Source organism: Empedobacter sp. R750 (assembly GCF_030324345.1).
Classification (GTDB): domain Bacteria; phylum Bacteroidota; class Bacteroidia; order Flavobacteriales; family Weeksellaceae; genus Empedobacter; species Empedobacter falsenii_C.
Window position 1 is genome coordinate 287,291 of the sequence record NZ_JACAGF010000002.1, and the last position, 22,527, is coordinate 309,817.

Annotated in this window: 22 protein-coding genes; 10 read left to right on the forward strand and 12 right to left on the reverse strand. The window is 31.4% G+C overall.

The window, feature by feature from the left end:
• Positions 1–21 precede the first annotated feature (21 nt).
• The 4 genes from HXZ74_RS03825 to HXZ74_RS03840 all read left to right on the forward strand — a co-directional run bounded on the left by HXZ74_RS03825 (position 22) and on the right by HXZ74_RS03840 (position 3,554).
• Positions 22–966, forward strand: coding sequence for an alpha/beta hydrolase (locus HXZ74_RS03825; RefSeq protein ID WP_084106943.1), 945 nt, complete (start codon positions 22–24; stop codon positions 964–966).
• A 35-nt stretch (positions 967–1,001) separates the two neighbouring features.
• Positions 1,002–1,493, forward strand: coding sequence for a hypothetical protein (locus HXZ74_RS03830; RefSeq protein WP_280035190.1), 492 nt, complete (start codon positions 1,002–1,004; stop codon positions 1,491–1,493).
• An 80-nt stretch (positions 1,494–1,573) separates the two neighbouring features.
• Positions 1,574–2,494 (forward strand): hypothetical protein, encoded by a 921-nt coding sequence (locus HXZ74_RS03835; RefSeq protein WP_038336559.1) that lies wholly within the window; start codon positions 1,574–1,576, stop codon positions 2,492–2,494.
• Between the two features lie 10 nt (positions 2,495–2,504).
• Positions 2,505–3,554, forward strand: a complete 1,050-nt coding sequence (locus HXZ74_RS03840) for an NAD(P)-dependent alcohol dehydrogenase (RefSeq protein ID WP_114998407.1) — start codon at positions 2,505–2,507, stop codon at positions 3,552–3,554.
• 62 nt (positions 3,555–3,616) lie between these two features.
• Here the strand turns inward: HXZ74_RS03840 and HXZ74_RS03845 are convergent, their stop codons facing one another.
• Positions 3,617–3,838, reverse strand: a complete 222-nt coding sequence (locus tag HXZ74_RS03845) for a hypothetical protein (RefSeq protein WP_038336556.1) — start codon at positions 3,836–3,838, stop codon at positions 3,617–3,619.
• Between the two features lie 31 nt (positions 3,839–3,869).
• Positions 3,870–4,127: a hypothetical protein gene (locus HXZ74_RS03850; RefSeq protein WP_038336554.1), complete on the reverse strand. Its 258-nt coding sequence runs from the start codon at positions 4,125–4,127 to the stop codon at positions 3,870–3,872.
• 306 nt (positions 4,128–4,433) lie between these two features.
• On the opposite strand from HXZ74_RS03850, the gene HXZ74_RS03855 reads away from it, so the two are divergent.
• Both HXZ74_RS03855 and HXZ74_RS03860 read left to right on the forward strand, forming a co-directional pair.
• Complete coding sequence (locus HXZ74_RS03855) at positions 4,434–5,516, forward strand: hypothetical protein (protein WP_286473914.1); 1,083 nt, start codon at positions 4,434–4,436, stop codon at positions 5,514–5,516.
• Entirely contained in the window at positions 5,500–6,129 is a 630-nt protein-coding gene (locus HXZ74_RS03860; protein WP_286473915.1) for a hypothetical protein, read from the forward strand. Before HXZ74_RS03855 ends, HXZ74_RS03860 begins: the two co-directional genes overlap by 17 nt.
• Here the strand turns inward: HXZ74_RS03860 and HXZ74_RS03865 are convergent.
• The 7 genes from HXZ74_RS03865 to HXZ74_RS03895 all read right to left on the reverse strand — a co-directional run bounded on the left by HXZ74_RS03865 (position 6,069) and on the right by HXZ74_RS03895 (position 13,752).
• Positions 6,069–6,626, reverse strand: a complete 558-nt coding sequence (locus HXZ74_RS03865; RefSeq protein ID WP_286473916.1) for a 5-formyltetrahydrofolate cyclo-ligase — start codon at positions 6,624–6,626, stop codon at positions 6,069–6,071. The two genes, HXZ74_RS03860 and HXZ74_RS03865, sit on opposite strands and share 61 nt — an antisense overlap.
• A 30-nt stretch (positions 6,627–6,656) precedes the next feature.
• Positions 6,657–7,670 carry a radical SAM protein gene (locus tag HXZ74_RS03870; RefSeq protein WP_286473918.1) on the reverse strand — a complete coding sequence of 338 codons (1,014 nt, stop codon included), beginning with the start codon at positions 7,668–7,670 and terminating at the stop codon, positions 6,657–6,659.
• 386 nt (positions 7,671–8,056) lie between these two features.
• A complete protein-coding gene (locus HXZ74_RS03875; protein WP_286473919.1) occupies positions 8,057–8,971 on the reverse strand; it encodes a hypothetical protein in 915 nt (304 codons plus the stop codon).
• A 29-nt stretch (positions 8,972–9,000) separates the two neighbouring features.
• A complete protein-coding gene (gene rnhA / locus HXZ74_RS03880) occupies positions 9,001–9,474 on the reverse strand; it encodes a ribonuclease HI (protein ID WP_038336544.1) in 474 nt (157 codons plus the stop codon).
• Between the two features lie 3 nt (positions 9,475–9,477).
• Positions 9,478–11,328 carry a M1 family metallopeptidase gene (locus HXZ74_RS03885; RefSeq protein WP_286473920.1) on the reverse strand — a complete coding sequence of 617 codons (1,851 nt, stop codon included), beginning with the start codon at positions 11,326–11,328 and terminating at the stop codon, positions 9,478–9,480.
• A complete protein-coding gene (locus tag HXZ74_RS03890) occupies positions 11,325–12,071 on the reverse strand; it encodes a lysophospholipid acyltransferase family protein (RefSeq protein WP_286473922.1) in 747 nt (248 codons plus the stop codon). Before HXZ74_RS03890 ends, HXZ74_RS03885 begins: the two co-directional genes overlap by 4 nt.
• A gap of 55 nt (positions 12,072–12,126) precedes the next feature.
• On the reverse strand, positions 12,127–13,752 hold the full coding sequence (locus tag HXZ74_RS03895; protein ID WP_286473925.1) for an alpha/beta fold hydrolase: 1,626 nt from the start codon (positions 13,750–13,752) through the stop codon (positions 12,127–12,129).
• Positions 13,753–13,918: 166 nt separating this feature from the next.
• Here HXZ74_RS03895 and pgi point away from each other — a divergent pair, with 166 nt between their 5' ends.
• Positions 13,919–15,571 (forward strand): glucose-6-phosphate isomerase, encoded by a 1,653-nt coding sequence (pgi, locus tag HXZ74_RS03900; protein ID WP_280062223.1) that lies wholly within the window; start codon positions 13,919–13,921, stop codon positions 15,569–15,571.
• Positions 15,572–15,616: 45 nt separating this feature from the next.
• Here the strand turns inward: pgi and HXZ74_RS03905 are convergent, their stop codons facing one another.
• Positions 15,617–16,855: an MFS transporter gene (locus tag HXZ74_RS03905; protein WP_286473926.1), complete on the reverse strand. Its 1,239-nt coding sequence runs from the start codon at positions 16,853–16,855 to the stop codon at positions 15,617–15,619.
• Positions 16,855–18,588: a thiamine pyrophosphate-dependent enzyme gene (locus HXZ74_RS03910; RefSeq protein ID WP_280045875.1), complete on the reverse strand. Its 1,734-nt coding sequence runs from the start codon at positions 18,586–18,588 to the stop codon at positions 16,855–16,857. Before HXZ74_RS03910 ends, HXZ74_RS03905 begins: the two co-directional genes overlap by 1 nt.
• Before the next feature lie 431 nt (positions 18,589–19,019).
• Here HXZ74_RS03910 and HXZ74_RS03915 point away from each other — a divergent pair, with 431 nt between their 5' ends.
• From HXZ74_RS03915 to HXZ74_RS03925, 3 genes are read left to right on the forward strand one after another with little or no spacing between them, the layout of a single operon-like run.
• On the forward strand, positions 19,020–19,550 hold the full coding sequence (locus HXZ74_RS03915; protein WP_114998427.1) for a hypothetical protein: 531 nt from the start codon (positions 19,020–19,022) through the stop codon (positions 19,548–19,550).
• Between the two features lie 6 nt (positions 19,551–19,556).
• Positions 19,557–21,332 carry a phage tail-like protein gene (locus tag HXZ74_RS03920; protein ID WP_114998429.1) on the forward strand — a complete coding sequence of 592 codons (1,776 nt, stop codon included), beginning with the start codon at positions 19,557–19,559 and terminating at the stop codon, positions 21,330–21,332.
• Between the two features lie 12 nt (positions 21,333–21,344).
• A complete protein-coding gene (locus HXZ74_RS03925; RefSeq protein WP_114998431.1) occupies positions 21,345–21,857 on the forward strand; it encodes a phage tail-like protein in 513 nt (170 codons plus the stop codon).
• Positions 21,858–21,911: 54 nt separating this feature from the next.
• Here the strand turns inward: HXZ74_RS03925 and HXZ74_RS03930 are convergent, their stop codons facing one another.
• Complete coding sequence (locus HXZ74_RS03930; protein WP_114998433.1) at positions 21,912–22,433, reverse strand: plastocyanin/azurin family copper-binding protein; 522 nt, start codon at positions 22,431–22,433, stop codon at positions 21,912–21,914.
• Between the last annotated feature and the right edge of the window lie 94 nt (positions 22,434–22,527).

A 22,527-nucleotide genomic window follows, 5' to 3' on the forward strand; every position in this document is an offset into this window, starting at 1 on the left:
ATTTTTGATTAAAACCTTCTATTGAAAAAATTAAAAAAAATATTGATTTCAACATTTGTTTTCATTTTTCTAATGATGAATATTATTGCCATTTTTCATGCATATAAATTCACTCATTTTATTGAAGCAGATCAATCGTTCAAAAGAAAATCTCCAAATGATTTAACAACCTTCGAAAAAGTTAAAATGGTTTTCTTAGGTGTTGAAAATCCTAAACCTTCATCCAATTTAGCTGTTCCAAAAGAATATAAAGTAGAGCGATTAAAAAGTAATGTTGAGCTTGAAATTTGGATAAAAAAAGTTGAAAACGAAAAAGGAATTGTACTTCTTTTTCATGGATATTCGTCAGAAAAAACATCGCTTTTAGAAAATGCTAATTATTTTAATGAGTTGGGATATTCAACAATATTGACTGATTTTATGGGAAGTGGAAATTCTGAAGGTTATCAAACAACCATCGGATTTTTTGAAGCCGAAAACGTGAAAAGAGTTTATAATTTTGCATTAAAAAATCATAAGAACGTTATTTTATATGGAAATTCAATGGGCGCTTCCGCAATAATGCGAGCTGTTGCTCAAAAAGACGCAAATCCTTCCTCTATAATTATTGAATGTCCTTTTGGTACCATGAAAAAAACGGTTGATAATCGTTTCAAAAACATGAATATTCCAACATTTCCTATGTCTAATTTATTGACCTTTTGGGGAGGAACGATTAATAATTTTTGGGCTTTTGATCACAATCCCGAAGATTATGCAAAATCTATAAAACAACCTATTTTGCTGCTATATGGCGAAAAAGATAAAAATGTGACAAATCAAGAAACACAACAAATATTTCAAAATATTCAATCCAACTCTAAAATTCTTAAAACGTTTCCTCAAGCTGGTCATGAAAATTATTTGAATAGATTTGGGCAAGAATGGAAACAAACTATTTCCTCATTTTTGGATAAAGTGAAATAATATTATTATCTTAACACAACCTAAATCAATCTACTATGGATAATATTCTCTCATTACTATCATCATTACTTTGTTGTTTTTTACCATTTGCCTTAATTTTTGGAATTGCTTTTTGGGCAAGTAAATCGCGCGAAAAGAAACAAAATGCTTTGTTAGCACAAGTTCCTCCAAATGCAGAGTTCAAAGCAGTTTTGCGTTATAACTTTGGAAATCAACAATCAAAATTCTTTAAAATGAAAGCGTTTCAAGGAAGTGGTGTTTTATATGTTTTGGACGACAAAATACATTATATCACCACAAATAATCCGAATGATAATTTTATTTTCGACCTCAAAACTTCACAAATCAATTGGATTGGTGTTAATCTTACAAATGGTTTATTGGAATGGTTTCAATTGAAAAATGGAGAAAAAGATTATTATTTCAATGTCGAAACTGGCATGTTTATTTTTAATACGAATTCCAAAAAAATGAAAACAACGCAAGTTTTTAATTACTTGAAAGAAGCGCAGAAAAAATATCAATAATGCTAAATATTCTTCTTTAGATTTTATTTAGAGTATAATTATTCAGGTGGATTTTTTAATTTTATCCAAAATATAATCGAATGAAAAAAATATTTACTCTACTTGCCTTATGTTCTACTTTTGCTTTTGGGCAATATATATCGAAAGCGAAAATAACTTCTAAAAGCACAAATAATTCTTTTGAAATAAGCGATGTAAAATACATTAATGATGGAAAAGGATTACAATTCAAAACAGATTTATCAAAAAATACTTTCGCGGTAGTTAGAGTAAAAGATTTCGATTTGGTTTATGATTCTGAAAATTTGTCTAAAAATATTCCTGAAATAAAAGGTGTGTTTAGCAAAGATTCTTTTAGTTATCCTGATGGAGTTTATGTGACAAAAGACGATTTTGTTTCCAAGAATGTAGAAAGTAAAGCATTTGAAATGAAACCAAATCTTTATGCGGATTTGTTTGAACAATCGGCAGATTTGGTTAATTTTTATGATACAAAAGGAAAATTTCCTGAATTTCAACAACGAGATTATTTTGCAATTGTACGAAATGGAGATGTTTATTTTAATGTAAAAGAGATAAAAAAGATTGCAAAAGATAAAAAAATCTTGTTAGCGAAAGAGATTCCAAACTTTGCTTATGTTAGAGTAAAAGCCGGATCAGATCATCATTTGTACATGGAACTGCCAAAATCACAACAAAATAATGGCTATTTAATGATGTTTGGAATTGCTGGAGCAATTGCTTCGACTGTTTTAGATACGAAGGACGCTCCAGAAGGTTATTCAGAAAATTATATCAATCTTGTGAAAGAAGGAATTATAACTTTTAATACAAATGATTATAAAGGAATTATTTTTGATACAAAAAATAAAGAATTTGAAATACTATCGAAATGTTCTGATTTAAGTAGTTATGTGACGAAATATAATTCAGAGTTTAATTTAGATTGTAAGGCAGATTATTCTATAGATAAACAAAGAGAAATATTAAATAATCTTTAATAAATATAAAATGAGTACAAAAACATATGCAGCGTTCAATGAAACTGATCCATTAGCGCCACACACAATAGAACGTAGACATTTACATGCGAAAGATATTTTTATCGATATCGAGTATTGTGGGGTTTGCCACAGCGATATTCATACAGCGAAAGGAGATTGGGGAAAACCAAATTATCCGGTTGTTCCTGGACATGAAATCATTGGTCGAGTAAAAGAAGTTGGTTCTGAAGTGACAAAATTTAAAGTTGGAGATTTAGTTGGAGTAGGTTGTATGGTCGAGTCTTGTCAACATTGTCATTCTTGCGACGGAGGTTTGGAGCAGTATTGTGAAAATGGTTTTACAGGAACGTATAATTCGAAAAACTCAAAACATGGCGGAATCACTTACGGTGGTTATTCAGAAAACATTGTAGTAGAAGAAGATTTTGTGCTTCACGTACCTGAGAATATCGATGTAAAAGCTGCTGCGCCATTGTTGTGTGCGGGAATTACAACTTGGTCTCCTTTGCGTCATTGGAATGTAAAAGCGGGAGATAAAGTTGGTGTAATCGGTCTTGGAGGTTTGGGACATATGGGTGTTAAATTTGCAAAAGCAATGGGTGCACATGTGGTAATGATTACAACTTCTGAGTCTAAAGGTGAAGATGCAAAAAAACTTGGAGCTGATGAGGTTTTAATTTCGAAAGATGCAACGCAAATGAAAGCGCATGCAAATTCATTCGATTTTTTATTGAATACAATTCCTGTGAAACACGATGTTAATCCATATTTACAATTATTAAAATTAGATAAAACAATGTGTATGGTGGGCGCTATCGAGCCTTTAGATGCTATTCACGGAGGTTTATTGATTATGAAACGTCGTAATTTGGCAGGATCTTTAATTGGAGGAATCAAGGAAACACAAGAGATGTTAGATTTTTGTGGAGAACACAATATTGTGTCTGATGTAGAAATGATCGATATTCAAAACATTAATACAGCATACGATCGAATGATGAAATCAGATGTAAAATATCGTTTTGTGATTGATATCAAATCATTGAAAGAATCTTAATCTTAGATACAGAAACAAAAAAATCCGCTCATAAAGCGGATTTTTTATTGAGTTTTCAAGTTCTATTTCGCAACAGAATCTTTTGTTGTTTCTGCTGGATTTACAGTTTTCGAAGAATCTACCGTAACTCCTTCTACAGAATCTGCCGCAGGAATTTCTGCTTTATCAACATTTACAGAATCCTCAGCAACTGTTGTTGGTTCTCCAATACTTTTTGCTTCTTGTTTACAAGAAATTGCTGTGAAAGAAATCGCTGCAAAAGCGAATAACGCTAATTTTTTCATTTGATTTTTTTTGTTTAATCTATTCTACAAATTATTTTTTCTCTGTTGTTGTAGTCGTCGTTGTTTCAACTTTTACAGGAGTTTCTTTTACAACTGCCGAATCTTTGATGACAACAGAATCTTTTCCTACAGAATCAATTTTTACAGAATCTTCGATTGTTGTAATTGTGTCATTTTTTACTTCTGTTTCAGTTTTTGTTTCTTTCGATCCAAATAAATTACAAGATGTTAAACCAAATGCAGTTCCGATTACTCCTAATACGATTACGTTTAATGCTAATTTTTTCATAACTTTAATTTTTTAATGTTTAATTGATTTTTTGTTTTTGTTGATTTTTCAATCATTTTGTTGAACCAAAGTTAAGCGGATATCAAAGTTTTTCGAAGCAAAATAGTTGTAAGATGATTGTAATCCAATCATCAAATATTCAACAAATGTTTTACAACAAAAGAAATCATTTAACAACGCATTAATAAAGAAATACAACTCAACATATCAAAAAAATTATTTTATTTGTAGTTGTATTAAAAGACAATTTGTAAAATCGAAATTATTTTACAAAATACTGAAAACCAAATTTATAAATTTTATTTTTTGAGCAAATTTACAGATATAGAAATTTTCGAAATTCTGAAAAAAACGATTTCAAATCGATTTTTAGAAGAAAATTCTGCTCAATCCGATAATATCTCCGATTGGAAGGGGCAAGAAATTACATCTTTCCAAGACGATTTATTCAATAAAACCAGATCTACCGTTAGCGAAAAGTGGTTTTATACGTATTTTAAGTCAGATTTTAAGAAGCTTCCGCGTATTGATATGCTCAATCTTTTGGCGCAATATTGTGGATTTAAAAATTGGGCGCACTTTCTTAATGTTCAAAAAATAGAACATTTTGGCCCAAATAAAGCTGAAGAATCGACGATTGAAGCAAGAGAAAACGAAGGTTTTTCATCAGAACATATAACTCCAGAAGAATCTGAAATAGAGATTTCAGCAGAAGTTAAACCATCAACAGAAAAAGAAATAATTCCTGCAAAAGAGGAACCTGTTAAAACAAAACCCAAGCTAAAATTGATTTCAATAATAGCAGCTGCAGTTGTTTTGTTTAGCGGAATTGGCGCAACTATTTATTATTCAATTTTTGGTCAGCGCGAGTACGAATTTTGTTTTGTAGACTCGGACAGACAAGCTGCAATTACCAATTCTGTTGAGGTTACAATTATTAGAGATGGTTTTACGCCACTTTATTTATCGACCAAAACAGGTTGTATCAAATTTGAATCGCAAAGAGATACGATCAAGATGTTTGTGAGTTCGCCTTACTATAAACAAGATACGTTTAAGGTTAATTTGCATCAATATAATCAGCCAGAAAAGCTTTTGTTAGAGCCAGATGATTATAAAATTATGCTGTATTATTATTCGAATTCAGCAAAAGATTTGAAACAACGAATTTCTAAGCTAAATCAAATGATTGCGGATGATGCGTTGATTTATCAAGTGTATGACAATGATTTTTTTGGTGTAGAGATTCTTTCGAAACAACAATATATCAATTTAGTTACAATGCCTACGACGTCGTTAAAGAATTTTTCTTTGATCGAATCGGAAAGGAAAAATGGAAAAATTGTGAAATTAAAATTTAAAATCCAACAAGATGAGAACGATAAGTAAAATAGTTCAGTTTAGCATGATATTGCTGATGAGTGTTTGGATTATATTTTCGTGCAAAGACGATAAATATAAAGGAGATTACAACCCAGAAGCGATAAAAGGTTACAAAAACGAAGCATCGACTGTAAGTAGTAAGATGGATTCTGTAGAAGCTGTAAATTTTATTGCAAAACAGAAATTGCGCGAGTTTTTCGAGCTTTCGGCGTTGGCTTCTAATACCAATGATACGGTTGTTGATAGCTTGTTGAGAGATCAATTGTTGTCTTATTTTCCTAAAAAAGATACGACTGAAATATTTTCGTTATTAAGAAATCTTCGTGCGAAAAAAGTAACCTATACATCGGTTTCTAAATTTGCAATTTTACCAAAAGATTCGATTACACCCGATTCTATCAAGCGAATTGCGTATACAATTAATTATTTCAATTCGGATAAAAAGTTAATCGAAACCAATAATCATGTTGGTGTATTTGTGCTAAAACAAGAGCCGATCAAATTTCAACGAGAGTTTAAATTCTATTTTAGAACGTTAAGTGAAAAACAAGACTCGATTCAGAAAGATTCAATTCCATCTGGAGTAATACAAAAATCAAGAGGAAAATCGCCGAAATAAGCGTCTTCAATATATTCGATAGGTCTAAAATAAGTTAGACCTATTTTTTTTGAATCAGGTCTACATCTTGCCAAAAATTTATCATAATATCCGCCACCGTAACCTACACGATTTCCTTTTTTATCGGCAACAAACATTGGAATAAAAATAACATCAATCGCTTTAGAATCAATTTCCGAATACTGAATAGGTTCTGGAATTTGAAGTGAATTTAATACCGTTTCGAAACCTTTTTCTACTTTACAATTGATCATATCATCGCCAACAACCAAAGGCAAAATAACCTCTTTTTGCTGCTGAAATAGCCAACTTATAATTGGAAAAGTATTGATTTCGTTGTTTTTTTCGATAGGTAAGAAAATATGAAAAGTCTGATCTGTAGAAAAATCTAATTGTTTGATGTGTTCAAAAATTTGCTCACTCAAGTCATTCACTTCTTCTTTAGTGAAAGATTTTCTCAATGTTCGATAATATTTTCTAGCTTCAGATTTTGTCATTTCTTCGTAGTTTGATACGAAGTTAAGATCTTACTCGATAATATTATAATTTAAAGAAGTTTTTGTTTTGAGTTTATCCATCTGTTTTTTACTCGAAAAAGCATTTCTCAAAAGTTCTTTTGATAGACCTATTTTTTTAGAGAAATCATTAAAAGTATCCTTTTTATAATCAAACTCATCTTTCCATGTATAACCAGGTCGTATGTAACAATAGGTATAATTATAAACTAAACTTTCTACGTTTGTTGCGTTTACTAATTCATCGTAAGTTGAAGTTGCTAATAAAGTCATTTCTCTATTTTTTGATTCAGTTTTAATTTCCTTTAAAACCGCATCATAGCTATCTTTCAGGCTCGAAATATCCGTATCTTGATATTCGGTATCACCCATACTTTTCATTGGACGAATTTGGAGAATATTTGGTTCATATTGTCCATACATCGCAAAGAAATCCATCAATTCCAAGAAATTATCTTTATTGAACGTATAATTGATTCTTAAAATAAGATTCGGATTATTTTTCTTTTCTTCATAAATTGCTTGTAAAGCTTCGTGAAATTTATCGAAAGAAGCTTTTCCCATAAAGTTTTCGTAAGCTTCTTGATGTACACCATGCAACGAAATAGTGAATTCATTCAATCCATTATCCACAAGTTCTTTTACCTTTTCTTTGGTTAACAAATTTGCATTCGTTGTAAGCGATATATAAGGAACCTTATGTGCTTTTCCTAACGAAACAATTTGCGCTAGATCTTTATACAAAGTAGGTTCTGTACCGCAACCAATTTGCAGTTTAAGAGCTCTGCCAAACATTTTATCAGCTAAAATTGATAAATCTTCTTTTGGAAAAATACCTTTAGTTTTCTTTACATAATTTTCATCTGTAAAATAACACATTTTGCAACGTAAATTACAAGCCATCACAGGATCAAAATTGACAGCAATATATCTTTGATTTGTTTTATGCAAAAGATACATTCCTAAAAATTTTATCCGATGATTTTTAATTAACCAATTTAATTTTAAAAGCTTATAAACGTTCATATCTTAATAGTGTAATTTGATTCTTACAAATATACTTTAAAACGAACGCGATGAAGAATTATTTCTTTTTCTTTGAAAGAACTTAATTGTAATTATTTTAAGAAAAATACGACAAAAATAAAACAAACGATTGCCATAAAAAGCAATAAGTTTATTGGTTTTACTTTCATTTTACTAAATATAGACTTTTTGTAAGTTTTGTGAATTCTTTTCGGTTTAGACATTTTCAATTTCATTACTAATTCTACAATATAGATGCAAATTTCTTAAAAAGGTTGCTTGTAAAAAAGTTAAAAAACACAACTAACAAGTATACTTCTGTGTCTCAATTAAATAAAAAATGTTTAAAAAATGCTTTCAGATTCTGAAAGCATTTTTTAAAGTTATCAACCAAACTTTTTCATTCTTTTTGCAGCCTCGTCCAACCAAGGTTGATAATTGCAATGTTTTTGTATTGCTTGATAAATTCCGTTGCTATTCGGATCTTTTGGATCAAGTTCATAAATTAATGAATTAATAAATCCATTTTTTATCGATTGACTTTTGATGTTTTCCAATAAAGCATCCGCAGAAAGACCTTGATATAATTTTTCTTGTAAGTTTGTTAAGACAATATTGCGGTAACTCTGATACGTTCTATAATCCTCGTCATTATCTAAATCAATTTCGTCTAATTCTGTCAAAAAATTAACGGGTAATTGTTGTGAAGCAGGATTGTAGTAAGTGTACGAATCCTTGTATATGTACAACAAATTGATAAAATCGTAATTTAAATTCGTTTTTTCTGTTTTGATGAACGAAGAATTAACTTCTAATTTTTCTAAATTTTCGAAAACTTTTTGATGAAACTTTTTGATTTGATTTTTGAAATCTGTCGGAGCAAGTTTAAATAATTCGGTATGTTCAGTTAAGAATTTATCCGTTTTAAAACTTTTGTCAACCAAATAATTGTTTCGATTTTTTCCTATTCCAGAGAATTTGAAATTATTCTCCAAATGTTTTAAATCTGTATTTAGAATCAAACTATCACCTGGAATCAAATAAATTGTAAACTCTTCGCGCTCGATAGAAAGTGTTTTGTAGCCTTCGTCAACTAACTGAAGAGTATCCGAAAAGTTTCCATCAAAATCTAAAGCAAAAGCTTTTTCACGATTATTCAATAATAGATAAATGCTATCTGTTTGCGCATTTGCGATTCGTCCACTAAAGTAGACAAGTTCACCTTTTTCTTTTTTAGGCGAACAACTGTAAATTGTAATTAAAATTAGTAGGAGAAATCTCCACAACGTCTTCATTTTCATTTTTCTCTCTGCCTCACAAAAGTAGAAAATTATTCTTCGTTTTGATGAATTTCGAAGTAAGAATCTATCTTAAAATTTTCTGGTTTATTTGCTGCCGCAACCGCCAATTTATCAGCTTCTTCGTTCCAATGATGTCCAGCATGACCTTTTATCCATTGAAATTTTACGCGATGAATTTTATAAACCTCTAAAAATCTTTTCCACAAATCAGCATTCTTCTTTCCTTTGAAATTCTTTTGCACCCAACCAAAAACCCAACGTTTTTCCACAGCATCTACCACATATTTAGAATCCGTCACAATGGTAATCTCCGTGTTGGTAAACTTTAGCGTTTCCAAAGCCGTAATGACTGCCAACAATTCCATTCGATTATTCGTTGTTAATCGAAAACCTTGAGAAATTTCTTTTTTGACTTTTTTCTCGGTTTCCAACAAAATACAACCAAATCCTCCTGGACCAGGATTTCCCAACGACGAACCGTCTGTATATGCTACAATCGCCATGTTTTATGGTTTGTAGTTTAACATTGTGTCAATTGTTTGACGCGCAACAAAATGATAATTTGGACGTGCATCTTTGTAAATATTCTTCGCTAAATCCAATTGATTAGATTCTTTTAAAGCTAAATATAAAGGCTCTAAAAATTTACGACGACCAACATTTACCAAGAATTCTTTCGCATTTGTGTTGACTTTATCGTAATGCATTAAAAATGCTTTTTCGTACCAAGCTGTTTCTATTTCTGGATTTTTAGAATTCGTAAAATCATAAATAGCATCCAAATAAGCTAAATCTTCTTTCGTATTTTTAGTTATATCAATTTGACGAATAAAATGAACCCATTCGTTAGTGGATTTCGTAGAAATCGCCACTTTTTTCGGTGCAACTTTATTTCGTCTGTTTGTAATATCTTGCTGTAATTGCGCTTCTGCTAAATCAAATAATTTAGACGTTGGTTTTTTGAAATCTTTTGGCCAACCTGTGTTATAAATCCATTCTTGAACAAATGAATCATCTCCATTTGTCAAATTAGCTTTTAAATAATCCACAAATTTTTCTGTCGTCATTGTTTGGAATGCATGCGAAGAAAAATATTGATTCAAAAATTTATCAAACTTTTCACGACCATATTTATCTTCTAACATTTTCAAAAATAAATAACCTTTATCGTATGGAACATCAGAAAAAGCATCATCAGGATTTGCACCTTTCATGTTCACTTTTAATGAAGTATATTTTTCTGGAATATTTTTCATCGACGTCTCCAAATCTTGAAAACCGATTACCGAAATCATATCCGCATAATCTTTTCCTTCTAGTTCTTCCATGATTCGACGCTCGAAATAAACTGTAAATCCTTCATTTACCCAGAAATCATCCCACGTAGAATTCGTTACTAAATTTCCAGACCAAGAATGAGCCAATTCGTGTGCAATCAAATTCGTCATCGAACGATCACCTACAATCGCAGTTGGCGTAGCAAATGTTAAACGTGGATTTTCCATTCCTCCAAAAGGAAACGAAGGCGGTAAAACCAAGACATCAAATTGTTCCCACGGATATTTTCCGTACAATTTTTCGGCAGCTGTTACCATTTTTCCCATATCAGCAAATTCCCAAGCGGCAGCTTTCAACAAACCAGGTTCTGCGTAAACGCCAGTTCTGTTGTCGATTGGTTGATACTGCACATCACCAACAGCCAAAGCAATCAAATAAGGCGCAATTGGTTGTGGCATTTTGAAGGTATAAATTCCTTCTGCATTTTTTTCTTTCGGATTGATTGCACTCATCAAAGGCAATAAGTCTTTTGGTGTTTTTACTTTCGCATCATATGTTACGCGAACACTTGGTGTATCCTGAATCGGAATCCAAGAACGCGTTAAAATCGCTTGTCCTTGAGACAATAAAAACGGATGTTTTTTATCGTGTGTTTGTTGAGGATTTAACCATTGTAAAGCATTTGCATCAGGCGAAGTTTTGTAGAAAACTTTTACAATTGTATCATTTGGCGTAACATCAATGATTAAGGCTTGACCTTTGATTGAATCTTTTTCGCCTAATTTGTATGTTGTTTTTTGTCCATTCGCTAATAAAACTGAATCAATTGTTAGTTTTTCTGTATCTAAAATCAATTGTTTTGCTTGATTACTTTCGAATGTATAAGCTGCCGAACCTTTGATTTGATGCGTATCGAAATCAGTTTCGATATCCAAACTCAAATGTTTGATGCGAGCTTTATCTAAATCAGCAAAAGTTTGATTGTCTTTTGCTTCAGTTTCTGTGGTAGAAGTGATTTGTTTATTGCAACTAACCGCCGTTAAAGCCGTTCCTAATGCGATATAAACTAAATTTTTCATTGTTCTAAATCTTTTAAAATCATGTTGAAAGCAGCTTCTTTCAAAGCAACTTTATCGTTTTTTACATTCAAATCTTTCGTTTCGAAAGTCGCTAATAATCGGACTTTTATTTTTCCTGGATATCCTCGAAACCAATTAAACGGAAACATTTTATTCAATCCATGAATCGCCAAAACAGCCAAAGGTGTTTGTGTTTCTATCGCAATGTTAAATGCTCCATCTTTGAAAGGATCCAAATAAATCTTGAATTCTTTGTCGTTTGTTACGCCTCCTTCAGGAAAAATAAAAATACTCAGATTTTTGTCTAATTTTTTCTTTGCTTCGGGATAAACATGCGCTTTGCTTCGTGCACTTTTTCGGTCGACAGGAATACAAATTCGCTCGAATATTCGTCCAAAGATAGGGATTTTGAGTAACTCTGCCTTACCAACAAACACGATTGGATGATGTTTTAGAATCGTCAACATCAACATAATATCCATAATCGAAGTATGATTGGCTATAAAAACATAATTTTCTTTTGGATCGAGGGGGACAAGTTTTTTGTAATCTATTCTGAATCCCGTTCCATACAACACAAATTTGCCCCAATATCTAATTAACGGATAAATATATGGGAATGTTTTTTCGAAACTTGCCAAAGGTAGTACGATAAAAACGCCTATTGTTAGGACATAAATTGCAGCTAAAAATATCATCCAAATGCGCCAAATAAGGACAAAAAAACCTGTGATGTATTTCATTGATTTGGTTTAGTGGAGTAAAGATATGGAGAAAATGAAAACTAAACCTATGTTCCTATTTTTTCAAAAACTTCAAAATAGCTTCATTTAATATTTTTGGCTGTTCGAAAGGAACATAATGTGTCGAATTTGGAATAATCAATAACTCTGCTTTTGAAATATTTTGTTGAATTTCTTTTGTATGAATCTCTTTTACTTCATCTTTTTCACCAGCAATAACCAATACAGGATTCTGAATTTTATTTAGTTCAGATTTCGTAATATTTGGTTCATTTAACATCAATTCGATTAAGCGTAAATTCGCGTTTTCGGAAGGTTTATTTGCTAAACTTTTCAAATTCTCAATCAGTTCTTTGCTTACTCCATTTGGGTTAAGAACAGCACCAATTATTATAATTTTATTAACTAATTCAGAATGTTGAACGTTAAAAATTAAAGCTGTATTTCCACCATCACTCCAACCAACAAGATTGACTTTCTTTAGATTAAGTTTTTGAATGACTTGAAATAAATCGTTTGCAAATTCTTCGTAAGTGTATGGAGTATTTGTCAAATCGGTACTTCTTCCTTGCCCACGCGTATCAACAACAATTACTCGATAATGCTTGGCAAAAAATGGAATTTGTTGATAAAAATCTTCTATACTTCCATTATTTCCATGTAGAAATATCAAAGGCTCACCTTGTCCATATTCTTCATAATAAATTTTCGCATCATTTATATCAATATATTTTCCTGACTTATTTTTTCCATAAATCGACTTTTTAGCACTCTCTTTATGTTGATAATATGAAATTAATTCTTTCGTTTTTGCATCAATTTCTTCAGGCTTTTCCTCATTTATAGTCAATTTATCTTTTGAATATAAAATATCTAAGTTAGCTATAAAAACCCCTGCAGAAGCTTCCCAATTACCTTGACTTTGATATCTAAACAACAAGTCTTTTGCTAAAGATTTTTTAGCAGAAACACCAAAAACAAAATCTTCTTGAGCAAGCTTTTTATAATCAACTAATTGTAGTGTCACAGCTATTTTATCCACATTTTTGAATCGAAATTTATATGGTGTTAAATCAATTTTTTGCCATCCAGTTGTAGATGTTTTATAAATAATATTTTCATCTAAAAGCGATTCTGTTGGCAAACCATTTTTAACAACGTAAATATTAACTTTTAACGTGATTTCTTCATATTTGGAACTTGGAATAATATGAAAATTAAATGCATTTAGTTTTGTATTTGGGTAAATTTCAAAAATATTTCCTTGTTCAATTGTTGGTACATTTTGATTAAACATTTTAGAAAAAGTAAGCATTGGACGAGTTTTTTGACCAATAATTTTCTCTTTCATTTTTTCTGTTTTAAGCGTAACTTCTGACAATGAAATTGATTTTTCATTCAAGATTATAATTGAATTCTGTTGAACTTCTTCTATAGATTTTGAAATTTCATCATAACCTAATGCATCAAAAATTAATTGACTTTTAGATAGATTTTCTGGAATTTCGATAGAAAAGTTACCATTTTCATCTGTAATTGCTCCAACTTCTGAATTTTTTATTCCAATCGAACAATATGAAATTGGCAAATTATTACTGTCTTTTACACTTCCTTTTAATTTAATTTGAGCTTGAAGAATTGTACAAATTGTTACGATTAATATAAAAAAATAGTTGCGCATATTTTATTGTTTTGGTTATAAGACGAATTGTTTTTAAAAAGGTTACATGAGAAGATTGATAATTATTTCTTAAATTTTTGTTTCCTACAACGTTATCGTGACAACATTGATTTTGAGATGAAGTTGAAATGATTAAATTTGTTAAGGAAAGAATACTAAAAATATTATGGCTTTAAATACAATCAATCCAACAACTACAAAGGCTTGGAATGCTTTAGAACAACATTTTCAAACGATTCAGCATACATCAATCAAAGAATTATTTGCTCAAAATGCAAATCGTTTTGAAAAATTTTCAATTCAATATCCTTCATTATTAGTAGATTATTCAAAAAATAGAATTAATGCAGAAACGATTCAACTTTTGGTTGATTTGGCGAAAGAAATGGATGTTGATACGGCAATTCAGCAAATGTTTGAAGGAGATGTCATCAACGTGACAGAAAAACGAGCTGTTTTGCATACAGCTTTACGTAATCGCTCTAATGAAGAAGTTTTGGTTGACGGAAAAGATGTGATGCCTCAAATTAATGAGGTGTTAGATCAGATGAAATCTTTTTCGGAAAAAGTAATTTCGGGTGAATGGAAAGGTTTTTCAGGAAAAGAAATTACAGACGTTGTCAACATTGGAATTGGAGGTTCTGACCTTGGACCTGTGATGGTGACGGAAGCGTTGAAACATTATAAAACTCGTTTGAATATTCATTTTGTTTCGAATATTGATGGAACTCATCTAGCAGAAACTTTTAAAGCAATAAATCCAGAAACAACTTTATTTATAGTTGCTTCAAAAACTTTTACGACGCAAGAAACAATGACAAATGCTTTTTCTGCAAAAGAATGGTTTTTGAATTCTGATGCGCAAGAAGCTGATGTAGCGAAACATTTTGTAGCGTTATCAACCAATGCAGAAGGCGTTGCAAATTTCGGAATTGATACGGCAAATATGTTTCAGTTTTGGGATTGGGTTGGCGGTCGTTATTCATTGTGGAGTGCGATTGGTTTGAGCATTGCTTTGGCAGTTGGTTTCGATAATTTCGAAGAATTGTTAGAGGGAGCGCATGAAATGGACGTGCATTTCAAAACAGAAACTTTAGATCAAAATATACCAGTTGTTTTAGCGCTTTTAGGAATTTGGTACAACAATTTCTTTGGTGCAGATTCGGTTGCTTTGTTGCCTTATGAGCAGTATTTATCGCGCTTTGCAGCATATTTTCAACAAGGAGATATGGAATCGAATGGCAAATATGTTGGTCGAGATGGAAAAAAAGTGGATTATGAAACTGGACCAATTATTTGGGGAGAACCTGGAACAAATGGACAACACGCTTTTTATCAATTAATCCATCAAGGAACAAAATTAATTCCAGCCGATTTTATTGCAGGAGCTAATTCGTTGAATGTTTTAGGCGACCATCATGCAAAATTATTATCAAACTTTTTTGCTCAAACAGAAGCTTTAGCTTTTGGAAAAGATGAAGAAACGGTTGTTGCTGAATTAGAAAAAGCAGGGAAATCGAAAGAAGAAATTGATTTCTTAACTGCTTTCAAAATTTTTGAAGGAAATCGTCCTACAAACTCAATTTTATATGAAGTGTTGACTCCAAAAGTTTTAGGAAATTTAATTGCGATGTACGAACACAAAATTTTTGTGCAAGGAGTTATTTGGAATATTTTTTCTTTTGATCAATGGGGAGTAGAGTTAGGAAAACAATTAGCAAATGTGATTTTACCAGAGTTAGAAAATGATGAGCAAGTTACTTCTCATGATGCTTCTACAAATGGATTAATCAATGCTTATAAATATTGGAGAAAATAATTAATCAATATAGAAACAAAAAATCCGCTCAATGAGCGGATTTTTTTATGAATTTTTGTGACCAGTTTCTTTTAATAATAAAGTTAGAATAACGGCGATAAATATTCCGATGATCCAAAACCAAATTGCTTGATGATAATGCCCAGTTTTATCCGTAACATTTACAATTTCGTTTCCATATAATTTAGCAAAAACAGGATTTACTAGAGAAGTTACACCAAACGTCAAAAAGTTTTGAACTCCAGTAGCAGAGCCCTTTACATAATCTGGATTAGCTTCTTTGATAACCGAATATGGGATCATTGCGACTCCAGAGAAAAGCCCAAAAACGAAAAATGTAACTTTTATTGGAATTAAATCTGGAAGATAAATGAGTTGTAAAAACATCAGGATCATTCCGATACAACCAAAAAGAATAACAGGTTTTCTTTTTCCTATTTTATCCGTTATATAACCCATTAATGGACATCCAACTACCCAGCCTAGTGACGCCATAGCAGCAGTCATAGCAGCATTGGGAGCATCAAAACCTAAGTCTAATTTGAAAAAAGGAACAGCCCAAGTCATGGCAAAAATAGTTGTCGGTATAAATAATAATCCCGAAATAATACCAGTTAACCATGAATTAGGATTGCTGAAAATAATTTTGAAAGGTTCAATAAAAGAGGTTTGTTTACTTTTTTCGATCTCTTCTTCAGACGATTTTGGAGTTATGAATAGCATTGCTACAGCTGGAATTATACATAAAACTCCAGCAATTATCCAAAATGTTTTATATCCAAAACCATTTTCTAATAATGGCGCAACTACAAATTGTCCTGCCGCTCCACCAAGCATTCCTATACATTGAGAGAAGCCTATTGCTGTTGCTAAAGATTTTGAAGAGAATCCTTTGGTTGCTAAATAGACACAGCCAGGAAAAGCAAATGCGCTACCCGCTCCTTGTAATAATCTGCCTGTTGTTCCAGCGAATTGGGAGGAAGCGATAAATAAAATGCATCCTATTCCGAGTATAAAACACCCTGCAAACATCGAATATCTTGCACCAAATTTGTCTAAACATATTCCAGCAATTAAAGCGAATATCGAATAAGTGTAATAATATGTTCCAATAAGAGAAACTAAATTTTCTTTAGAAATGTTGTAATTCTGAGCCAAATCTGTGATCATTAATGAAGGCGCAGAACGAGTTGCGTAATCAATGAAATAGAAGATTAAGCCTAAAACCCATGCAATGATGAAAAGTTTTTTACTTGATTGTGTGATAGATGATGATTGATTCATTATAAATCTTTTAAATGTTTATAATTGGATTTAATCGTTTCCATTACCTCATCCATTTTTCCACCTAACATTAGTTTTGCCATAGATTTTGTCATTCCAATCATTTGATCAAGATCTACTTTTGGAGGCATTGCTAAAGCGTTTGGATTTGTAAATACATTTAATAAATACGGTCCATTATGCGCAAAAGCTCTTCCGATTGCATCAGGTAAATCATCAGGATTTTTAACCGATTCGCTTTCTATTCCCATTGCTTTTCCAATCAAAGTAAAGTCAGGATTTTCCATATCTGTTTCATTGTCAGGTAAGCCAGCAACTTCCATTTCCAATTTGACCATTCCTAATGTTCTATTATTAAAAATAATTAGTTTAACAGGTAGATTATATTGTTTGATGGTTGCTAAATCTCCTAATAACATCGAGATTCCACCATCACCACACATAGCAATAATTTGCCTGTCAGGATATGCCATTTGTGCACCAATCGCTTGAGGCATTGCATTTGCCATAGAACCATGATTAAAAGATCCTAACATTTTCCGTTCCCCCGTACCCGTTATATAACGTGCTCCCCAAACACAACACATTCCTGTATCAACTGTAAAAATGGCATCTTTTGTAGCTAACTCATCTAACAAATAAGCTGCATATTCGGGTTGAATGGCATTTTCTTTTCCTTTTTCATGAACAAATGTCATTTTGCTTTCAAGAACTTTCTTGTACATTTCTAATTGACTATCCAAAAAATCTCTGTCTTGCTTAGGTTCTAATAACTCAATTAATTCGTTAATTGTTTCTTTTGCATTTCCGACTAATCCTAAATCAATTTTAGCTCTTCGTCCAAGTTTAGAGCCGTCTGAATCAATTTGAATGATTTTTTTATCTGTTGGAATAAAATCTTTATAAGGAAAATCGGTCCCAATCAAAATAATTAAATCTGCTTTGTGCATAGCATGATAAGCAGATGGTTGACCAAGTAATCCTGTCATTCCTATTTCATTTGGATTATTGGGTTGAATACTCATTTTCCCTTTGAATGAATATCCAACTGGAGCATGTAAATGACGAGAAAGTTTTATAACTTCTTCATTTGCTTGAGATGCGCCAATTCCACAGAATAAGGTAATATTATTAGCATCATTTATAATAGAAGCAGCTTCTCTTAATTCAGTTTTATTTGGAGTAATAATAGGTTGATTGAAATAGAAATTCGAGGTATAATTACTTTCAACGGCTTCCATTTCTGCAATATCTCCTGGAAGTCCAATAATTGCAACATCTTTTTTTGAAATAGCATGTTGTATAGCTGTTTGTACCATTCTAGGAACTTGTTCTGCTCGAGTAATAATTTGATTATAACAACTACAATCATCAAAAAGTTTAATAGTATTCGTTTCCTGAAAATAATCTGTACCAAATTCTATTGTAGGTAGAGTAGAGGCAATTACAACTAAAGGAGTTCTTGATTTATGCGCTTCATAAACTCCGTTGATCAAATGTACATGACCAGGACCAGAGCTTCCAGCGCAACATCCAATCCCATTCAATTCTGATTCGGCAGTAGCAGCTATTGCTCCAGCTTCTTCATGTCTTACATGAACCCAATCAATTTTGTCACTTTGTTTAACTGCAATATTAAAAAAATTGAGACTATCACCAGTTACTGCATAAACACGTTTTATATTCGCTTTTTCTAGTAATTCTACAATTTGATGTGCTACATTCTTTCCCATAATAAAGTATTTTTTGATTGTGACTAACAAGTTATGAAATTATAGGATAAAAATATTTGAAATAAGTGTTAAATATTTGAATAGTAAATTGTTGTAAAATAAAAAAGCCTGTTGAGAAACAGGCTTAAAATTAACACATGAGGACAAAATTTACTCTACTAAATCTTATACGATTAATATAATTCAATATTTGTGCCAAAACTATATTTGACATATAAAATAAATGTTTAATCTATGTTTATTAGTTTTTATTTTTAATGATTAAAAACAGTTTTATATAAGAGTTTTTAAACGAGATAATATATATAAATACTTTACTTTCGTATAGCTTTAGGCTTTACCCACTTCTCTTCCTACTATCTCTAGTTATTTTTAATAATTTAATGAATTATTTTCTCAGATATAGAAATATAGGACTTCTATTTTTTTTGATGTTTTCTACTATTCTTTTTGGTTACCAAAAAGATACAATAGTCGAAAGTGGTCAAATACTCATTTTTATATCTAAGAATACGGAAACGAATTTATTAGAAAAAATAACAGTAGATAAAACCATAAACAAAACCACTGTCGAAAAAAAGACGATTACTAAACCTAAAAAACTCAAAAAGGTTTTAGTCGTAAAAAAAGAGAATAAGCAACACAAAGAACAAGTCTACAAACCAAAAACAGCTATTTTCTCATCTAAAATAAAAATTTTATCTGGTTGTAATCTTCCTGATAGCTCGGGGAAAATAGTTTTAAAAGAAAATTTTTATAAATATCATCAAAAAGTAACGAGGACAAATTCGATTTTTAAAATAAATCTGTCTGATATTGCTAATAATTTACTTTCGATTAATAATTCTTTTATTCATATTCGAATAAATGTAATCGATAACATTTTAACTCGTCCGCCTCCATTTTTGTTCACTAAAAACAAACCATCAACTAAATCTACTGTATTAGTTTTAATAATATAGTTATAAATGAACAATTTAAGAAAAATAATAAGCGCAATTGTAGTGATGATAACATGCAATTTGAACGCGCAAACTGTTATCTTCAAAGAAGATTTTGGGAAAAGTACAACGAGAGTACGCTCTCCTTATACACCATCGGGTGTAGGATATTTTATATTTGCTGATCCAAATACTGTTGATAATCCACTAACAGACGAAGCATCAGGTGGTTGGGATCCATATAAATACAAAGAAGATGTAATGGCGCGTGTAATAGAAAATGGATATTATGCAGTTGTTAATCCAATTAATATCGGAGACGATTTTAATGGAATAAAAGATTGGACTTGGGAAAATTTTATTAAAGAAGGTGTAGATGCTGACGGTAATACAAATGGGGCTGCTTTTGTTGTTAATGCAGGACAAGTGTTGTCAACATATTATAAAAGACAAGTTGATCAATCTTTAATAAAAGGACATTACTATAAGTTAAGTTTCAAACTATATTCTGTTAGCGAAGGTGTAATTTTATATAGTCAAATTTACAGCTCATCCGGAAATACACTATTGGCTCAAAGTACAATAAATGCATCAACAACTGGAAAATGGAATGAGTTTTCTACAACATTTAAGCTTTCAGATGATGCAACTTCTATTTTGAAGTTGCAGATAGCTCTTGCTAATGCTAACGGAGGTTCTATAAAAAATGATTTAGTAATAGATAATATAATTTTCGAGGATTTAGGTACAACAAACCCAGGTGGAACAATTGTAGACATTAAAGATGAGCCATTATCAGAACCAAAAGCAGAAGATGATTCTAAATTAAATAATACAGTTGGCTCTGCTGTGAGTATTTCTATTCTTGATAACGATTTGTTATATGATGGAACAAAAGCTACAGCCGCATCTGTTGAATTTAGACTTTTCGGGATTAAGGGGCTAACAGAATATACAGTTGCTGGAGAAGGGAAATGGAGCTATTCTTCTGGTATCTTAACTTTTACACCAATTGGAACTTTCAAAGGAAATCCTACACCAATTACATATTCTATTTTAGATAAAACTTATCCAGAAGTAGTTCCAGGTGATTATGATTATCAACCAGGATCGGCGACAGCAGAAACCAATAGAGCTAAAGTTATTGTAACTTATGTAGGAAATCCTACTGCTATTTCTGATAATTATACAATGAACGCGGGAACTACTACATCATTTGATATTTTAGAAAATGATACTGATCTTGCTGGAACAATTATTACGAAAAGTGATGTAAATACAATTTTATTAATTGATCCTTTTAATCCTTTAGCAATGGGTACAAATTCTTTAGTCGTTATAGGCGAAGGAACTTGGACGGTAGATTCGTCAACAAAGAAACTAACATTTACACCAGAGGCTGGTTTTACAGATGCTCCGACTCCAATTCAATATTATTTTACAGATACAAGTGGAAATAATTCTAATAAAGCAACTGTTACAATTACGGTAACAGGAGGAGGTACAACTCCAACTCCCGGAACAATTTGTACAAAAGCACCAAATACAACAACAGCAACTTCTTTTACCAATGTTGGAGTTTCTACCATGTCAACAAAATTAGCGAATTGGCCAACTGCAATTCCAAATGGATTTTTAGCATTAGAATCTTCGACAAAAGGTTTTGTCATTACAAGAACTGCTGATGTAGCTAAAATTGTAGATACAAAAGAAGGAATGATTGTGTATGATACAACCGAAAAATGTGTCAAATTATACAACGGAACGATTTGGCATTGTATCGAAAAAAGTTGTAACGAATAAAGATTATTAAAAATGAAAAATATAATATACGCTGCTATTTTATGCGGTTTTGCATCAATTTCTTTTGCACAAGTTGCGGTTGGTAAAAGTACTGTAGATGGAAATAACACAATTTTAGATTTCGAAGAGTCAACAACAAACGGAATTATTTTACCAGCTGTTACTACTGTACCTACAGGTTTGGATGCAACGAATAATGGTGGAACTTTCGCTTTTGACTTAACAGATTCTAAAGTGAAAATGTATGAGAATGGTGTTTGGGTTGAGTTAAGTGATGTTGGAGAGAAAACAGCTTTATTAACAAATTCTTCTGATGAAGTAGGTGATGGTGTAATTATTGGAGCTGAAACAACGACTGCAAAAGGAGTTTTAGTTTTAGAATCGGATAAAGATGCGATGATTTTACCTAAGGTTAATCAACCTGAAATTAATGTAAAAAGTCCATATCCTGGAATGATTTGTTACGATACAGCAAGTAAAACTGTTGCCATTTTTGATGGTAAAGTTTGGAATTATTGGAAATAATCATTCAATCTATTCATAAAAAAATGCGAGAAAAACTTCTCGCATTTTTTATTGTTATTTAACTGCTTTTATTTTTCCATTCATTGTTGCAAAATGTCCTGGGAAAGAACATAAGAAATCGTATGTACCTTCTTCTAAAGTAAATTTGATTTGATCATTTTCTTTACCACCTAACAATTTTGTATGCGCAATAATTTCTGATTGTAACTCGGTCGGAATATAATCTGTCGCTTTAGCAGAAGCTGCTGTATTTGCAAAAGCAGAAGCATCAGAACCTGGCTTTAATAAAATGAAATTATGTCCCATTGCTTCTTTTGACATTTCACCAGCATTCATCAAGATTAAAGTTACTTCTTCGCCAGCTTTTACTGTAAATTCAGTTTTATCGTAACGCATATCATCACTCGCTTTCAAAACAATATGGTTGTTTGTAGCAGGCGTAGCTGTAGAAGTTTCAGCATCTTCTGATGGAGCTGTACTATAATCTATTTCTGGTTGAGTTGTTTCATCTTTCTTAGAACCTCCGCAGCTCATCATCAAAATTGCCGCGAAACTCATCAAAACTATTTTTTTCATTATTTCAATTTTTTGTTTGATATAAAAATAATGAAATCCAGTAACTTAAAAAAGTTTACTCAGTCTAAATAGAACTGATTTTAAACAGATAAAT

What these genes read in the sequence shown, in the direction of transcription:
- HXZ74_RS03830 (WP_280035190.1), top strand. Translation starts at nt 1,002, where the DNA reads ATGGATAATATTCTCTCATTACTATCATCATTACTTTGTTGTTTTTTA.
- HXZ74_RS03930 (WP_114998433.1), bottom strand. Translation starts at nt 22,433, where the DNA reads ATGAAAAAAATAGTTTTGATGAGTTTCGCGGCAATTTTGATGATGAGC.
- HXZ74_RS03870 (WP_286473918.1), bottom strand. Translation starts at nt 7,670, where the DNA reads ATGAACGTTTATAAGCTTTTAAAATTAAATTGGTTAATTAAAAATCAT.
- HXZ74_RS03840 (WP_114998407.1), top strand. Translation starts at nt 2,505, where the DNA reads ATGAGTACAAAAACATATGCAGCGTTCAATGAAACTGATCCATTAGCG.
- HXZ74_RS03845 (WP_038336556.1), bottom strand. Translation starts at nt 3,838, where the DNA reads ATGAAAAAATTAGCGTTATTCGCTTTTGCAGCGATTTCTTTCACAGCA.
- HXZ74_RS03885 (WP_286473920.1), bottom strand. Translation starts at nt 11,328, where the DNA reads ATGAAAAATTTAGTTTATATCGCATTAGGAACGGCTTTAACGGCGGTT.
- HXZ74_RS03865 (WP_286473916.1), bottom strand. Translation starts at nt 6,626, where the DNA reads ATGACAAAATCTGAAGCTAGAAAATATTATCGAACATTGAGAAAATCT.
- pgi (WP_280062223.1), top strand. Translation starts at nt 13,919, where the DNA reads ATGGCTTTAAATACAATCAATCCAACAACTACAAAGGCTTGGAATGCT.
- HXZ74_RS03910 (WP_280045875.1), bottom strand. Translation starts at nt 18,588, where the DNA reads ATGGGAAAGAATGTAGCACATCAAATTGTAGAATTACTAGAAAAAGCG.
- HXZ74_RS03890 (WP_286473922.1), bottom strand. Translation starts at nt 12,071, where the DNA reads ATGAAATACATCACAGGTTTTTTTGTCCTTATTTGGCGCATTTGGATG.
- HXZ74_RS03915 (WP_114998427.1), top strand. Translation starts at nt 19,020, where the DNA reads ATGTTTTCTACTATTCTTTTTGGTTACCAAAAAGATACAATAGTCGAA.
- HXZ74_RS03920 (WP_114998429.1), top strand. Translation starts at nt 19,557, where the DNA reads ATGAACAATTTAAGAAAAATAATAAGCGCAATTGTAGTGATGATAACA.
- HXZ74_RS03895 (WP_286473925.1), bottom strand. Translation starts at nt 13,752, where the DNA reads ATGCGCAACTATTTTTTTATATTAATCGTAACAATTTGTACAATTCTT.
- HXZ74_RS03875 (WP_286473919.1), bottom strand. Translation starts at nt 8,971, where the DNA reads ATGAAAATGAAGACGTTGTGGAGATTTCTCCTACTAATTTTAATTACA.
- HXZ74_RS03835 (WP_038336559.1), top strand. Translation starts at nt 1,574, where the DNA reads ATGAAAAAAATATTTACTCTACTTGCCTTATGTTCTACTTTTGCTTTT.
- HXZ74_RS03860 (WP_286473915.1), top strand. Translation starts at nt 5,500, where the DNA reads ATGAGAACGATAAGTAAAATAGTTCAGTTTAGCATGATATTGCTGATG.
- HXZ74_RS03850 (WP_038336554.1), bottom strand. Translation starts at nt 4,127, where the DNA reads ATGAAAAAATTAGCATTAAACGTAATCGTATTAGGAGTAATCGGAACT.
- HXZ74_RS03925 (WP_114998431.1), top strand. Translation starts at nt 21,345, where the DNA reads ATGAAAAATATAATATACGCTGCTATTTTATGCGGTTTTGCATCAATT.
- HXZ74_RS03905 (WP_286473926.1), bottom strand. Translation starts at nt 16,855, where the DNA reads ATGAATCAATCATCATCTATCACACAATCAAGTAAAAAACTTTTCATC.
- rnhA (WP_038336544.1), bottom strand. Translation starts at nt 9,474, where the DNA reads ATGGCGATTGTAGCATATACAGACGGTTCGTCGTTGGGAAATCCTGGT.